The sequence below is a fragment of the Roseibacterium elongatum DSM 19469 genome (genome assembly GCF_000590925.1).
In the GTDB taxonomy this organism is placed as follows: domain Bacteria; phylum Pseudomonadota; class Alphaproteobacteria; order Rhodobacterales; family Rhodobacteraceae; genus Roseibacterium; species Roseibacterium elongatum.
The window spans coordinates 2,244,245-2,257,596 of the sequence record NZ_CP004372.1 but is presented as its reverse complement, the minus strand read 5'-3'; the positions used below and the strand labels follow the sequence as shown (position 1 = coordinate 2,257,596).

The window sequence follows — 13,352 nt, the reverse complement described above, 5'->3', positions numbered from 1 at the left end:
GGTGGACGCGAAGGTTCTGGTATGCTATTGCATGCTTTGTGTGAGCGAGGAGTAGATGCAATGACGGCCAGCGATATTCTGACGCCTGCCTGGGAATCCTCACGGACCGTGGCCTTGGCACTGATCGCAGGTTTTGCCCGCAAGACCGGGTTCAGCACCTTGGAAAGCCGCGTCGACGACCTGCCCTTGCGCGGGCAGGCGGTGATCGTGGGTTTGACGCTGGCGCTCCTCCTCGGGTGCAGCCTGTTCGCCGCCCAGTTCGGGCTGCTCGGGTTTGCCCTGTTCCTCGGGGCCGTCGTCGTGATCGTCGGCTGACCCACAGCGCCCCCGTCGCCTCAATTGATCCACGTCACCTTGATTGGTGCGTTGCAGCTATTTTTTTTCGCGGGGGCCATTGCCGGTTTTTGGCATGGCTCTAACTCAAGCTGCACAGACGACCACAGCAACCAATCACGAGGAATGACCATGGAAATCGGTGGCCTTATTCTGAATTTCGGCACGCTGGGTTTTGTTGTAGCCTTTGCCTACATCTCGGCCCGCGCGACCGAAAAATACCGCAAGTCCAATCCGCCCAAATCGGCCCTGTCGAAGGACGGCATCGAAGAGCGGCTTCAGCAGGCACGCGTTGCCGTGAAGTAAAAATCAGGGGTCCGGAACGCCGGGCCCCTTCTGCTTTTGGCCCCTGGTCGGCCGCGCCCCAACCTCCCGAAAAAGTTAAGTGACTGCGTCGGACATGAATTGTGCCGGTGGACATTGGTGTCTGCAGACCAGCATCATCGTGACATCCCATCGGTATAGGAAAGGCCCGCGCCATGAATGACGCGGGCCCTTTCGTGTCAGGTGTTCCGGCCCGTTACGGACCGCTCGCCCCCTCAGATATCGCGGAAACAGCGGAACCCGAGGTGGTAGTTATGGTGGCTCGACGGCGACATTACGCGGCTGCCATGCCAGAAGGGCGCGCGCCAGCGGGCCCAGTGCTCATGCGCCCGGATCGTGTCCCAGATGAACCACGAGCCTTTCATCTCGGTCACACCCAGCGTGGTCGAGCCGCGGCTGGCCATCTGATCCTCGGACAGGGGCAGGTTCATGTGCTCGGCGGCGTTGCCATCGATATCATAAACGCCCAGGGGCGACCGGCATTCGGGGAAAGAGCCCGCCGGATAGGTGTTCGAGCACAGCCCGTGAAGCTGCCGCCATTGCAGCCCGGCGATTTCGACGAGCCCGTGGCGCAGACGCCCGAGCGCCATTGACCGATGGAATAGAGGTTGCGCGTCGAAGCGTAGCGGTTGTTGTGCCAGCTGCGCATCGTGTTCACGGCGGCCGACATGCCCATGCCGCGCACCATGTCGAACGGGTAGTCCGGCGGCAAAAGCTGACCGGCCGCGGCCCCCTCCCACTCATGGGCGTCGCCCATGCGCTTGCCTTCGGCCGCGCACAACATCGCCGCCTCGTTGGCGCGCACCCAGGTCACCGGGTAGGCCAGCGGAATGTTGGGGTATTCGAACATGTCCGCGCAGACGGTTGCATCCGACGGGCTTTGGGTTTCGGGGTCATAAAGCGGCACCATGAAGGGTTCGCCGCAGATGCGTTCGAAGGCACGATTGCGGTAGCTGTCGCGCACCTGCTCGACCGATCCGCCCAACCGCGCGGCCGCCTGTTCCGGCGTCATCGGGTGGCGTGTGACCGACGGGTTGCCCTGCCCCATCCATGGCGCGGCGGCAAAGATTTCCTGGATGCGACGCATCTCGCTGCCCGACACGCCGCGGATCTCGCGCATCTGCTGGAACATCAGCGCGTTGTTTTCGGCCAGGGTCTGGCCCGATGCGGCTCCCGACAGGGTCAGCGCCGCCAGGGCCGCGCCGAGGGTGGTTTTCAGGGTCGTTCCCAATCGCATCACGTCACTCCCTCCGGATCAGGTAGAAAAAATCGCGGTTGTCGGGCGCACTGACGAACCGCGGAATGCGCTGTCCGTTCGACCCGCGCGCGTCCACTTCGGCCATGCCGGTCACGAGGTGCTGGGCCTCGAGCTCTTCTTCCGCGCGCTGGTAGAGCGCCATGTAGGTGTGCTCCTGGCTGTTCATGTCCAGAAGCATGGCATAATCGCATTGATAGGCCTGAAAGGTGCGCGCCATGGCCGAGGGCGTCGCCGTCGAGAAATAGGCGTAGATCAGGAATTGCCGCCCCTCGACCGTGCGCGTGCAGGCCCCGGCGCGCAGGGTGCGCAGATCGGCATTGGCCGAACCGGACCAGTTGCCGCCGCCCCAAGAGGTCACGCGCGACCCCGGAACGCCATTCTCGATGATCGGCACGCCGTTCTGGCGCGCGAATTGCAGCGTTGACAGGACCTCGGGGGAATTGTCCGCCTCGGTCCAGGTGCGCATCACGACCTCGCCGTCATGGGTCATGTAGAGGGTCGAGAGGTTTTCCCACAGCCGCGACAGGATCACGCCATCGACCATGAACCCGTAATGGTTGCCATAGTTGAAGGTCGCATAATCGCCAAAGCGCCAGGCGCCGTGGTCGCGCTTGAACCCGCCGGTGAAGATCGCCGCCACCGATTCCGCGAAGGTCGGGTTCAGCGTACCCGTCCGCACCAGCGGATCGGCCCGTTCGAACCCGTCGGGGCCGCGCCCCTCGTAATGGCGATGGCTGGGGCGCGACGACCAGCCAAGCCGCGGATGATCCGTTCCAGGCTCGTAGCCCAGCGTGAACTCGGCCATGTCGAAGGCGACCAGGTAGACATCGGCGCGGCTTTCCACCCCGTCCAGCCGGTTGGCGCCGCGCACCTGGAACACCTCGTTCGCGATCATGCCCGGTTGCATGACGCTGGCATAGATGCCTTCGGCGCCATCGACCTCGTACCAGCTGCCCGCCTGCATGCCGCCATCGGCATCGACCAGGTCAAACCCCATATAGGGCCGCATCAGGGGCGCTCGATCGAGCAGCGCCTCGCCCAGCAGGGCCACGCCATCGACCTCTTCCTCGATCTCGAGTCCCTCGGACGAGACCATGAAGGCATCCTCGAAAAAGGTGCCCTTGATCAGGTTCACGATCGAGTCGCCGAACATGACATTGTCGCGCAGAAACTCGGCCACGGCCTCGCGCGTGGTGCGATTTCCGGTCACAGGGTTGCGCAGAAACAGCGCCCACTCGCAAAGCGGCGCAAAGGGCAGGCCCGTGTTGCGCGCCTCGGCCAGGCCGTCATTTTCCCAAGGGGCGCAGAGGATCTCTTCGCCCTCTTCGTCCTCGGTGCCCGAAACACGGATCGCCGGGGTGCCGCCGTCCTGCACCAGCGACACCTGCCATTCGGCACGATCGGCGTTCTCGAGATGGTAGTAGCGGCTCGATCCGCCCGGCGGCGCGATTTCCAGAACGAACCACGCGTTCACGTAAGGGTTCATCGAGTTCAGACGAAAGACCGTGCCATCCTCGGCCGTCACCTCGTCGGTGTTGAGAAAGGGCTGCATCGCCCAGATCGATCCGGGCACATCCGCCCCCAGCCGCGCCATGCGCTCGGCGATGGTTGCGCCATCGGGCGGGGCAATCCCCTGGGCCGCCGCCATCGGCGCCGAAAGACCGATCGCGACACCAAGCCCGAGGGCGCAGCCGCGCAATGCAGAACTGGAAACTGGTCGCGGACAGGACGGGGCAGCTTTGGACAAGGAAACGCTCCATGCTTGCAAAATGGCGGCCTGGGTCTGGTCGGCCGGTTCGGAAAATACCTGACAGGGAGTGTTGCAATACTTGTCCGCGTGACGCAACGGCGCGCAGGCCATCGGTGCGATCAATTCCGCCTATTTCGTGGACCTGGGACAGAGGCTGTGGCACCGGGTCAGCTCTGCGGTTAACGAAGTTTTAACTGCGGGACGGATTAGGATTGGTCCTGCGTCCCCTACATGACGAGTGACGCGGAATCGGTCGACATCCTGTCGTCCGAGCCGGGGGGCGTCTGGCACGGCCACGACACGACATCTTTATCGGACAAGGGGGCACCGATGACTGAACGAGCCAAGGCGGACTCACAAAGCGACGTTGCGCAAGCGGCATTCGACTCCGGCGATGCGGGGCTGGCGCGCAAGATGGCCGAGGCCGGACTGAAACGCCATCCCGAGGATCGCGCCCTGCTGCGCCTGCTGCTGCGCGCGCAATTGCGCGTTCAAGACAAGGGCGCGGCGCGCAGCACCGAGGAAAAGCTGGCCGAGGATCATCTCGATTCCGATACGCTGAGCCTGCTGATCGACACGGCCCTGACCGACGACCGCAGCGGCGACGCGCGCGCCATCGTCGCCCGAGCCATGTCCGAGGGGCAGATCGGCGGGGCAGACATTGCCGCCGCGCGCGCCAGAATCGCCTTTCATGACGGGGATGTCGAAGCGGCCAAGGCGATTCTCGTGATGGCGATCGAGGCGCATCCCGAGGCGCCGGGTCTGCGCCCGATGCTGACCGAGACGCTGATGGTGTCGGGCGGCGCGGCCTATGCCCGCGATGTGCAGAAGAACCTCGGAAAGGAACCGGTGAACCCGGCCCCGCAGGATGCCGAGACCACGCCCCCCGACGACCAGACGCCGGAAACCACCGCCAAAGGGGCCTGAACCACGGGCGAGGCCGGCTCAGCCGCCCACATCACCGGGCGCGATGGAGACGGTCTTGACGATGGCATGCACATCGCCGCCCGCGGCCAGCCCAAGCGCGGCCACCGACCGCTGCGTGATCCGCGCCAGTATTCGGCCCGCGGGCGTTTCCAGCGCCACCAGCGCGCCCGGCCCCTGGCCGGTGCGGATCTCGGCGATGCGACCCGATATCACGTTCAGCGCCGACAGCCCCTCGGGGCGGTGACGCGACAGGATCACGTCGCGCGCCGCAATCCGCAGCCGCAGCTCCTGACCGGGGGCGGCCCTGACATGCGGCAGAAACAGGGGCACACCGCCCGCCGCGACCTCGCTCAACCCGTCGGGATGGTGCGCGCGGACGGTTGCGACGATCATCGCCCCGGCCTCGCGCGCGCCCAGGGGCGTGATGCCGGGATCGCCCAGCACCTCGGCCGCCGTGCCCTGCGCGACGACGCGCCCGCGTTCCAGCACCACGACGGTCGTGGCGAGACGCGCGACCTCGGCCGGGGAATGACTGACATAGAGGATCGAGACCTCGCCCTCGTCACGCAGGCGCTCGAAATAGGGCAGGATCTCGGCCTTGCGCGCCTCGTCCAGCGCGGCCAGCGGCTCGTCAGCCAGAATCAGGCGGGGCGAGGACAGCAGCGCGCGGCCAAGGGCGACGCGGCTTTTCTCGCCGCCCGACAGATCCCGCGGCCGCCGCGACAGCAGCGCTCCCAGCCCCAGCATCTCGATCACGCGCGCCACCTCGGGTTCCGGCGCGGGCTGTTTGGAAAACCACCGACCGAAAAGCAGGTTCTGACGGACCGTCAGATGGGGGAACAGCCGCGCCTCCTGAAACACGTAGCCCATCTGCCGCCGCTGCGGCGGCAGGCACAGGCGCCGCGCAGTATCGAGGAGCACCGTGTCCCCCATGGCGACGCGCCCCGCATCAGGGTGAAAAATGCCCGCTACGGCATTGATAACCGTTGTTTTTCCAGATCCCGATGGACCGAATAGCGCCGTGACGCCCGGTGGCGCGGAAAACTGAACATCGACCGTCAAGCCATTGAATCGATGATTTATTTTCACATCCAGGGTCATGCGCCACCGATCCGCCGGGCCACCACGCGGCCCAGCCATTCGGACAGCAGCAAGGCGCCCATGGCCACGCCGACCGACACCAGAACGAGGCGCAGCGCGGCATCCTCGCCGCCGGGAATTTGCAGGAAGGCATAGATCGCCGACGGAACGGTGCGGGTTTCGCCGGGGATGTTCGAGACGAAGGTGATCGTTGCCCCGAACTCGCCCATCGCCTTGGCGAAAGCCAGGATCGCCCCGGTGATGATCCCCGGCAGGATCAGCGGCAAGGTCACGGTCACGAACACCCATAGCCGCGATGCGCCGAGGGTCTGGGCCGCCTGTTCCAGCTTGGCATCGACCGCCTCGATCGACAGGCGGATCGCCCGCACCATCAGCGGAAAGGCCATGACTGCCGCTGCCAGCGCCGCCCCCGTCCAGCGAAAGGCCACGGGCATGCCGAGGGTCGACAAAAGGCCGCCAAGGGCGGTCTGCGGACCGAGGCTGAGCAGAAGCAGGTAGCCCGTGACCACCGGCGGCAGGATCAAGGGCAGATGCACAAGCCCGTTCAACAGCCCATGGCCCGGAAAGCGCCCGCGCGCCAGCGCATAGGCCACCGCGATGCCAAAGGGCAGACTGGCCGCCACAGCGACCGCCGCAACGCGCAAGGACAGCCGCACCGCTTCCCATTCCGCCGGGCCCAGCCAGTCGCCCATCCTAGCCCCCCGGCGCCCGGAACCCGTGCGCCGCCAGGATGGCGGCCGCTGGCGAGGCTTGCAGATAAGACAGGAATGCCCGCGCGGCCGGCGCGTCACCGCCGTCCATCAGCGCCACGGGATAGGTGATGGGCGGGTGGCTGTCTTCGGGAAAGACACCCAGGATGCGCACGCGCGGCTCGGCCATCGCGTCCGAATGGTAGACGATGCCCAGCGGCGCGGCACCGCTGGCCACAAGCATCAGCGCCGCGCGCACATTGTCGGTTTCGGCCACCTGCCCGGCGACCTCGTCCCACCGGCCCAGATGCGCCAGCGCCGCGCGCCCGTAGATGCCGGCGGGCACCGCCTCGGTCAGGGCCATGGCAAGCCGCCCGCCCGCCAAGAGCCCGGACAGATCCAGCGTCGGCGTGATCTGGATCTCGGTTTCGGGCGCCGTGGCCCCGTGCGCGATCAGGACCAACCCGTTCGAGGTCAGATCGAAACGGCTGCCGGGCACGACATGTCCGCGCGCCTCAAGGTGATCCATCCAGGCCGCATTGGCCGACACGAAGATATCGGCCGGCGCGCCCTGTTCGATCTGCCGCGCCAGAGCCGAGGACCCGGCAAAGGACAGACGCAGGGATTGCCCCGTCGCCGCGGTATAGCCATCGGCGATCTCCGACAGCGCCTCGGTCATCGAGGCGGCTGCGAAAACGGTCACCGCGTCGGCGGCCGCAGCGCGCGGCAGGCCGAGACAGGCACAGAGCAGAAAACCGACAATCAAGCAGCGCATGGCACCCTCGGACGCGTGCCATCACGGGTATCTTGGCGCGGCAATCGCGGGCAAGCGTTATTTTCCATCGGACATATCGCCCAACAGATCGGCAAGGGCCGCGATCTCGTCGGCGCCGGCCAGGGCGGCGCGGTGTTCAAGCCGTCGATAGAGGGAGAGCACCTGTGCGCCCTGCCCTGTCAGGGCCGCGCCGCCGCCCTGCGCGCCGCCGCGCACGCATGCCACCAGGGGCGCGCGCCAGGCGTCGTTCATCTCTTCGACCAGGCTCCAGGCGCGTTTGTAGCTCATGCCAAGGCGCCGCCCGGCCGCGGCGATCGACCCGGTGTCCCGGATCGCCTCGAGCAGGTCGGCCTTGCCGGGGCCGAAACGGGCCGCCCCGATCACGAGACGCAGCCGCAAGCGCGGGTTCGGAGCCCGGCTCATCCGCCCGGGTCCGGCCGGTCATGCCCAAGGGTGGGACCACCGCGCATGGGGACCCGTCTTGCACGTCTTTTGCCGATGGTATGTGACATGGGTCGCCCCGTTGGGTTGTGCCGCCCAGTTGGCCTTGGCGTGTTTCTGGCCCCGGCGGGGGACCGCGCGCAATGGGTTTTTCCGGCGTGGCGGGGCACCGGCACCGGATGGCGCGCGTGCGGGACGGGCGGATGCCGCAGGCGCGGCGATGTGATTTCTGTTTCACATCAAGCGCTACACAAAACGCACGGTGCCGCTTATGTGCATGGCTTCCGTGATCATCGCCCCGAGGAGTCGCCCATGTCGTTGCGCCGCCGTTCCCTGTTTATGTGTCTCATCTCGGCCCTCGCCATCTCGGGTCCCGCGGCTGCGCAAGACGACGCGCCCGGTGACACGATCCGGCCCGTGCGCCTGATGACGGTCGGCGACGGGGCCGACGGGATCACGCGACAGTTCTTCGGCCAGGTGGTCGCACGCCAGACGGTCGATCTGGCCTTTCAGGTCGCGGGGCAGATCGAGATCTTCGATGCCGAGGAAGGGGCCGAGATCGCCGAGGGCGCGATGATCGCGCAGCTCGATCTGGAACCGTTCGAACTGGCCCTCGAGCAGGCGCAACTGAACTACGATCAGGCCCAACGCGAGCTTGCCCGCCTGGAACAGTTGACCAGCTCGGTGTCGCAGGTCGCGCGCGAGGATGCCGAGACCGCGCTTGGCCTGGCCCGCGTGGCCCTGCGCAACGCCGAGTATTCGCTGGAAAACGCCACGCTGCACGCCCCGTTCGATGCGCTGGTGGCCAGCCGCAACGTCGCCAATTTCACCACCGTCAGCGCCGGAACACCCGTCGTGCGCCTGCATGACATGTCCGAGATCCGCGTCGAGATCGACGTGCCCGAGGTGCTGTTTCAGCGCGCCGGGCAGGCCGAGAACGTGATGCTGATGGCCCGCTTTCCCGCCAGCGACAGGACCTATCCGCTGGGGTTGCGCGAGTTCAACGCCGAGGCATCGGCTGTCGGCCAGACCTATCGCCTGACACTGGGCATGCCGCGGCCCGACGATCTCGTGGTGCTGCCGGGCGGCTCGGTTACCGTTCTGGCGCGTCTGCCCTTGGCCGAGCGCCAACTGATCGTTCCCGCGGCCGCCATCCGCATCGGCAATGACGGGCGCACCTATGTCATGCAATTCACCCCCACCGGGGCCGATCTGGGCACCGTCCGGCAGGTCGAGGTCGAGATCGCCCCGATGCGCGACGGGGCCTTTGCAATCCTGTCGGGGATCGAGGCGGGCAGCGAAATCGTCAGCACGGGCGCACATGCGGTGCGTGATGGCGAAACCGTGCGCCGCTTTGCCGGCTTTGCGAACTGAGGGGCGGGCCCATGACCATCGCGCGCGCGTCCATAGACAAGCCGATCCTGACCTGGATCGTGATCCTGATTTGCCTGTTCGGGGGAATCTGGGGCTTTCTCTCGCTGGGGCGGCTGGAAGACCCCGCCTTTACCATCAAACAGGCGGTCGTCGTAACCCAATACCCCGGCGCCAGCGCCGAGGAAGTCGCCGAAGAGGTGTCCGAAACGCTCGAGGCGGCGATCCAGAGCATGGGCGAGGTCAGCCAGATCACCTCGATCAACCGGCCCGGCGTGTCGCGCATCGATGTCGAAGTGGACGACACGATCCGGGGCGAGGAGTTGCCACAGATCTGGACCGCCCTGCGGCAAGAGATCGAGAATGTTTCGGGCGCCCTGCCCGAGGGGGCCGGCACGCCGGTGGTCGATGACGGGTTCGGCGATGTGTACGGCATTTTCTACGCCGTGACCGCGGACGGGTTCACCGATGCCGAGCGGCACGAACTGGCCACCTTCCTGCGCCGCGAACTGCTGGTGGTGGACGGGGTGGCCGATGTCGCGGTGGCGGGGCTGCCCGACGAGGCGATCTTCGTCGAACCGGACCTGACCATCAGCGCCCATCTGGGCGTCGATCCGCAGATCATCGCCCAGGCGCTGGCCGAGGCGGATTCGGTCGCCGATGCGGGCGCCATAGATGGCGAGACCGCGCGCACCACGATCCAGCGGCCCGAGGGATCGGACAGTGTCAGCGAAATCGCCGGCCTGTCCATCGGCGTGGCCGGCGAGGTGCTGAACCTGTTCGACATCGCCCAGGTCGGTCGCGGGCGGCAGGACAACCCCGACCTGATCGTGCGTTTCAACGGCAGCGAGGCCTTCACCCTCGGGGTGGCGGGGCTGGACAATGAAAACATCGTCGATGTGGGCAACCGCGTCGATGCGCGCCTGGCCGAACTGGCCCCTGAAATCCCCTATGGCGTGGAGTTGCAGCCGATCTACCAGCAACATGTGGTGGTGGACGAGGCCTCGACCGGGTTCCTGATCAACCTGGCCATGTCGGTGGGCATCGTCGTGCTGGTTCTGGGCGTCTTCATGGGGCCGCGCGCCGCGATCGTTGTCGGCACGACCCTGCTGCTGACGGTGGTGGGCACGCTTCTGTTCATGGCGCTGTTCAGCATCGAGATGGAGCGCATCTCGCTTGGTGCGCTGATCATCGCGATGGGCATGCTGGTGGACAATGCCATCGTCGTGGCCGAGGGGATGCAGGTGGCCATGGCGCATGGCCGAACCTCGCGCCAGGCCGCCGACGAGGCCACCGGCAAGACGCAGATCCCCCTGCTGGGGGCGACCGTCATCGGCATCATGGCCTTCGCCGGGATCGGCCTCAGCCCCGACTCGACCGGCGAATTCCTGTTCTCGCTGTTTGCGGTGATCGGCATCTCGCTGCTGCTGTCGTGGATTCTGGCCATCACGGTCACGCCGCTTCTGGGGCACTATTTCTTCAAGCAGGGCGAGGAGAATGCCGATGACGCCTATGGCGGCATGGTGTTCCGGGCCTATGGCGCGTTGTTGCGCGGGGCCTTGCGGGTGCGCTGGCTGGTGGTTGTCGCACTGATCGCGGTGACGGCGGCCTGTTACGTGGGCTTCGGCCAGGTCAAGCAGCAGTTCTTTCCCAACTCGAACACGCCGCTCTTCTTCGTGCATTACACGATGCGGCAGGGCACCCCGATCGACGTGACGTCCGAGCGCATGGCCATGGTCGAAGGCTTTCTGGCCGAGCGCGACGAGGTGGTCGATGTTTCGAGTTTCGTCGGTCAGGGCGCGACGCGGTTCCTGCTGACCTACAGCGCGGAACGGCCCAACCCGGCCTATGGCCATCTGATCGTGCGCACCCAGACGCTGGACCAGATCCCGCCCCTGCGCGCGGCGCTCGAGGCCTTCGCGGCGGAAAACCTGTCGGATGGCGAGTTCCGGACCGAGCGGCTGGTCTTCGGCCCCGGCGGCAGCAGCCCGATCGAGGTGCGGTTTTCCGGCAGCGACCCGCAAGTGCTGCGCGACCTGGCGGATCAGGCCATCTCGGTGATGGAGAACGCCTCGGACGATATCCTGGCCCCGCGCGTGGACTGGCGCGAACAGGAGCTGGTGCTGCGCCCCAACTATGCCACCGACCGCGCGCAGGCCGCCGGTGTCAGCCGCGATGACGTGGCCCAGATCGTGCGCTTTGCCACCGATGGCGTGCCCGCGGGCACCTATCGCGAGGGCGAACGATCCATCCCGATCATCCTGCGCGTCGCGCCCGAGGCCGGGGTCGGCGTGCTGGACCAGACCGTCGTCGCGCAGGACGGAGAGACGCTCTTGCCGCTGGAACAGGTCGTGGACGGGTTCCGCGTGGAGGCTCAGAACACCCTGATCCGCCGGCAGGATCGCCTGCCCACCATCACGGTCGGCGCCTCGATCCCGCCCGAGCGCACGGCCGCCGAGGTGCATTCCCAGATCCGCGACGCCGTCGAGGCGATGGAGCTGCCCTTTGGCTACCGGATGGAATGGGGCGGCGAGTTCGAGGCCTCGTCTGACGCCAATGCCAGTCTGGGCGCGCAACTGCCGATCACCGCGCTGATCATGGTGCTGATCTCGGTCCTGCTGTTCAACGCGATCCGCCAGCCGCTGATCATCTGGCTGCTGGTGCCGATGGCGGTCAACGGCGTGGCCATCGGCCTGCTGGGCACGGGCTTGCCGTTTTCCTTCACCGCGCTTCTGGGTCTGCTCAGCCTGTCGGGGATGCTGATCAAGAACGGCATCGTCCTGGTCGAGGAGATCGACCTGACACGGGCCACGGGCAAACCCCTGCGCGAGGCCATCGTCAGCGCGTCGGTCTCGCGTTTGCGGCCGGTCCTGCTGGCTGCGGGCACGACCATCCTGGGGATGGCGCCGCTGTTGGGGGATGCGTTCTTCGTCTCGATGGCGGTCACGATCATGGGCGGCCTGGCCTTCGCCTCGATCCTGACGCTGGTTGCAGCCCCGGTGTTTTATGACATCTTCTTCTCGCGCTCGGAACGCAAGGCGCGCGCGTCCGAAGGGACGGCGTCAGCGGCCTGAGCCGTCACGACAACGGCGGAGGACCGACATGGCAAAACGGAATTTCAAGGTACGCGCCCTGGGCGAGATCGCCATTCGCTGCCGCGACATGCCGGCCATGGTCGCATTCTACCGCGACGTGGTCGGGCTGGAGCCGATCCGCGAGCCCGAGGGGCAGCCGATCGTCTTTTTCCGCATCGCCGAAGGGTTGGCGGGCATACGGCGGTTCTGGCGCTGTTTCGCCACGATATCGAGGGCGCGGGACGCACGCGCGGGGGCGCGGCCCCGCCTGCGACCGGCGCGGGATCCTCGCTGCATCATATCGCGCTGACCGTGCCGTGGTCGGAACAGCAGGCCGTCATCGCCTGGTACGAGCATCTCGGCCGCGACTACACGGTCGAAACCTTCGACTGGATCGGCTGGCGCGGGGTGTTCACCTTCGATCCGGACGGCAATACCGTCGAACTCGTCGCCAAGGACCCCGACTGGGTCGCGGCATGATGCCCTGAGCGGGACCCGTGACCACACAGGCAAAAGGGCGGCCGGGTAGCCGCCCTGCCCTGTTTCGGCCGCACCCGAGGGTCAGGCCCCGACCGTGCGGCCCATCATCCGGCGCAAGGTGCCGTCGCGCGATACCGCGTGGTGCTTGATCGCCGCGGCGATATGCAGACCGACCGCGCCAATCATCACCCAGCCGCCAAGCGCGTGCATCCCGCCGGCGCGCGCGGCCAGGGCCTCGTTCGCGACAAAGCCCTCGGTGCCGCGGGTGGCCGCCACTAGTTCCCAGCCGAAGATATCCAGGCCCGACCCGCTGGCCACGGCCATCAGGATGCCCGAGACCGGCATCATCACCGTCCCGATCAGCAGCAGGACATGTACCGCCCCCGCAACCAGGCGCGCGCCCTTGCCCTCATGGCCCACGGGGCGCGGCATGCCATTGGCCAAGCGCCAGAGAATGCGCAGCGCCGCCAGCCCCAGGATGATCAGGCCCACCGACTTGTGCAGCCCCATCAACGCGCCCTTTTCAGGCCCGCGCGGCAGCCCCTCGAGATAAAGGCCAAAGGCCAGCATCGCCATGAAAGCGATGGCGATAATCCAATGCAGCGCCACGGTCATGTGGCTCAGCCGCGCGGGCGTGTCCTTGAAACTCATGATCTTTCCTTTCAACCAGTCCACATCGTCTTGCCCCGCCCGGTCCGGACGGGGTCTGTCTCTGGGGTGGTCGTTCCCCGGACGGGTACGCCGTATCCACGGGTCCCGAAACGCGACCCGTCGCCCCGCATGAACCCCTTTCACGATGGCACCTGCCGTTTCCGTCGCCGCCGGAGTG

General features: G+C 66.8%; 15 protein-coding genes. 7 read left to right on the top strand and 8 right to left on the bottom strand.

All coding sequences use genetic code 11. The features are described 5' to 3' along the window. Window positions 1–60 precede the first annotated feature (60 nt). Both ROSELON_RS10965 and ROSELON_RS18185 read left to right on the top strand, forming a co-directional pair. On the top strand, window positions 61–315 hold the full coding sequence (locus ROSELON_RS10965; RefSeq protein ID WP_025312440.1) for a hypothetical protein: 255 nt from the start codon (window positions 61–63) through the stop codon (window positions 313–315). 24 nt (window positions 316–339) lie between these two features. Beyond that, window positions 340–639, top strand: a complete 300-nt coding sequence (locus ROSELON_RS18185; protein ID WP_156945923.1) for a hypothetical protein — start codon at window positions 340–342, stop codon at window positions 637–639. 233 nt (window positions 640–872) lie between these two features. Here ROSELON_RS18185 and ROSELON_RS18750 read toward each other — a convergent pair whose 3' ends face one another. Genes ROSELON_RS18750 through ROSELON_RS10955 form a run of 3 tightly spaced genes read right to left on the bottom strand, consistent with a single transcriptional unit; the run spans window position 873 to window position 3,563 of the window. Continuing rightward, complete coding sequence (locus tag ROSELON_RS18750; RefSeq protein ID WP_245605334.1) at window positions 873–1,088, bottom strand: hypothetical protein; 216 nt, start codon at window positions 1,086–1,088, stop codon at window positions 873–875. Next, a complete protein-coding gene (locus ROSELON_RS10960; RefSeq protein WP_245605333.1) occupies window positions 1,085–1,894 on the bottom strand; it encodes a hypothetical protein in 810 nt (269 codons plus the stop codon). Before ROSELON_RS10960 ends, ROSELON_RS18750 begins: the two co-directional genes overlap by 4 nt. Window positions 1,895–1,898: 4 nt before the next feature. Then, on the bottom strand, window positions 1,899–3,563 hold the full coding sequence (locus ROSELON_RS10955) for a hypothetical protein (protein ID WP_198020752.1): 1,665 nt from the start codon (window positions 3,561–3,563) through the stop codon (window positions 1,899–1,901). A gap of 432 nt (window positions 3,564–3,995) precedes the next feature. Here ROSELON_RS10955 and ROSELON_RS10950 point away from each other — a divergent pair, with 432 nt between their 5' ends. Next, on the top strand, window positions 3,996–4,592 hold the full coding sequence (locus ROSELON_RS10950) for a hypothetical protein (RefSeq protein ID WP_156945922.1): 597 nt from the start codon (window positions 3,996–3,998) through the stop codon (window positions 4,590–4,592). 18 nt (window positions 4,593–4,610) lie between these two features. On the opposite strand, the gene modC is transcribed toward ROSELON_RS10950, so the two are convergent. From modC to ROSELON_RS10930, 4 genes are read right to left on the bottom strand one after another with little or no spacing between them, the layout of a single operon-like run. Continuing rightward, a complete protein-coding gene (gene modC, locus ROSELON_RS10945; RefSeq protein ID WP_025312437.1) occupies window positions 4,611–5,693 on the bottom strand; it encodes a molybdenum ABC transporter ATP-binding protein in 1,083 nt (360 codons plus the stop codon). Further along, the gene (gene modB, locus ROSELON_RS10940; RefSeq protein ID WP_025312436.1) at window positions 5,690–6,385 is read right to left on the bottom strand and encodes a molybdate ABC transporter permease subunit; all 696 of its coding nucleotides are present in this window, start codon (window positions 6,383–6,385) and stop codon (window positions 5,690–5,692) included. Before modB ends, modC begins: the two co-directional genes overlap by 4 nt. 1 nt (window position 6,386) lies before the next feature. Continuing rightward, window positions 6,387–7,157, bottom strand: coding sequence for a molybdate ABC transporter substrate-binding protein (gene modA, locus ROSELON_RS10935; protein WP_025312435.1), 771 nt, complete (start codon window positions 7,155–7,157; stop codon window positions 6,387–6,389). Window positions 7,158–7,214: 57 nt separating this feature from the next. Next, window positions 7,215–7,580: a winged helix-turn-helix domain-containing protein gene (locus tag ROSELON_RS10930; RefSeq protein WP_025312434.1), complete on the bottom strand. Its 366-nt coding sequence runs from the start codon at window positions 7,578–7,580 to the stop codon at window positions 7,215–7,217. A 330-nt stretch (window positions 7,581–7,910) separates the two neighbouring features. Between ROSELON_RS10930 and ROSELON_RS10925 the strand changes: the two genes are divergently transcribed. Genes ROSELON_RS10925 through ROSELON_RS18740 form a run of 4 tightly spaced genes read left to right on the top strand, consistent with a single transcriptional unit; the run spans window position 7,911 to window position 12,523 of the window. Next, window positions 7,911–8,972 carry an efflux RND transporter periplasmic adaptor subunit gene (locus tag ROSELON_RS10925; RefSeq protein ID WP_245605332.1) on the top strand — a complete coding sequence of 354 codons (1,062 nt, stop codon included), beginning with the start codon at window positions 7,911–7,913 and terminating at the stop codon, window positions 8,970–8,972. 11 nt (window positions 8,973–8,983) lie between these two features. Next, complete coding sequence (locus ROSELON_RS10920) at window positions 8,984–12,043, top strand: efflux RND transporter permease subunit (protein WP_025312432.1); 3,060 nt, start codon at window positions 8,984–8,986, stop codon at window positions 12,041–12,043. A gap of 28 nt (window positions 12,044–12,071) precedes the next feature. After that, on the top strand, window positions 12,072–12,353 hold the full coding sequence (locus ROSELON_RS18745; RefSeq protein WP_245605331.1) for a VOC family protein: 282 nt from the start codon (window positions 12,072–12,074) through the stop codon (window positions 12,351–12,353). A 2-nt stretch (window positions 12,354–12,355) separates the two neighbouring features. Then, the gene (locus ROSELON_RS18740; RefSeq protein ID WP_245605330.1) at window positions 12,356–12,523 is read left to right on the top strand and encodes a VOC family protein; all 168 of its coding nucleotides are present in this window, start codon (window positions 12,356–12,358) and stop codon (window positions 12,521–12,523) included. Window positions 12,524–12,604: 81 nt separating this feature from the next. Here the strand turns inward: ROSELON_RS18740 and ROSELON_RS10910 are convergent, their stop codons facing one another. Beyond that, a complete protein-coding gene (locus tag ROSELON_RS10910; RefSeq protein ID WP_025312431.1) occupies window positions 12,605–13,174 on the bottom strand; it encodes a cytochrome b in 570 nt (189 codons plus the stop codon). Window positions 13,175–13,352: the final 178 nt, after the last annotated feature.

What these genes read in the sequence shown, in the direction of transcription:
- modA (WP_025312435.1), bottom strand. Translation starts at nt 7,157, where the DNA reads ATGCGCTGCTTGATTGTCGGTTTTCTGCTCTGTGCCTGTCTCGGCCTG.
- ROSELON_RS10960 (WP_245605333.1), bottom strand. Translation starts at nt 1,894, where the DNA reads ATGCGATTGGGAACGACCCTGAAAACCACCCTCGGCGCGGCCCTGGCG.
- ROSELON_RS10955 (WP_198020752.1), bottom strand. Translation starts at nt 3,563, where the DNA reads ATGGCGGCGGCCCAGGGGATTGCCCCGCCCGATGGCGCAACCATCGCC.
- ROSELON_RS18750 (WP_245605334.1), bottom strand. Translation starts at nt 1,088, where the DNA reads ATGAACCTGCCCCTGTCCGAGGATCAGATGGCCAGCCGCGGCTCGACC.
- ROSELON_RS10950 (WP_156945922.1), top strand. Translation starts at nt 3,996, where the DNA reads ATGACTGAACGAGCCAAGGCGGACTCACAAAGCGACGTTGCGCAAGCG.
- ROSELON_RS10965 (WP_025312440.1), top strand. Translation starts at nt 61, where the DNA reads ATGACGGCCAGCGATATTCTGACGCCTGCCTGGGAATCCTCACGGACC.
- modC (WP_025312437.1), bottom strand. Translation starts at nt 5,693, where the DNA reads ATGACCCTGGATGTGAAAATAAATCATCGATTCAATGGCTTGACGGTC.
- ROSELON_RS18745 (WP_245605331.1), top strand. Translation starts at nt 12,072, where the DNA reads ATGGCAAAACGGAATTTCAAGGTACGCGCCCTGGGCGAGATCGCCATT.
- ROSELON_RS10925 (WP_245605332.1), top strand. Translation starts at nt 7,911, where the DNA reads ATGTCGTTGCGCCGCCGTTCCCTGTTTATGTGTCTCATCTCGGCCCTC.
- ROSELON_RS10930 (WP_025312434.1), bottom strand. Translation starts at nt 7,580, where the DNA reads ATGAGCCGGGCTCCGAACCCGCGCTTGCGGCTGCGTCTCGTGATCGGG.
- ROSELON_RS10910 (WP_025312431.1), bottom strand. Translation starts at nt 13,174, where the DNA reads ATGAGTTTCAAGGACACGCCCGCGCGGCTGAGCCACATGACCGTGGCG.
- ROSELON_RS10920 (WP_025312432.1), top strand. Translation starts at nt 8,984, where the DNA reads ATGACCATCGCGCGCGCGTCCATAGACAAGCCGATCCTGACCTGGATC.
- modB (WP_025312436.1), bottom strand. Translation starts at nt 6,385, where the DNA reads ATGGGCGACTGGCTGGGCCCGGCGGAATGGGAAGCGGTGCGGCTGTCC.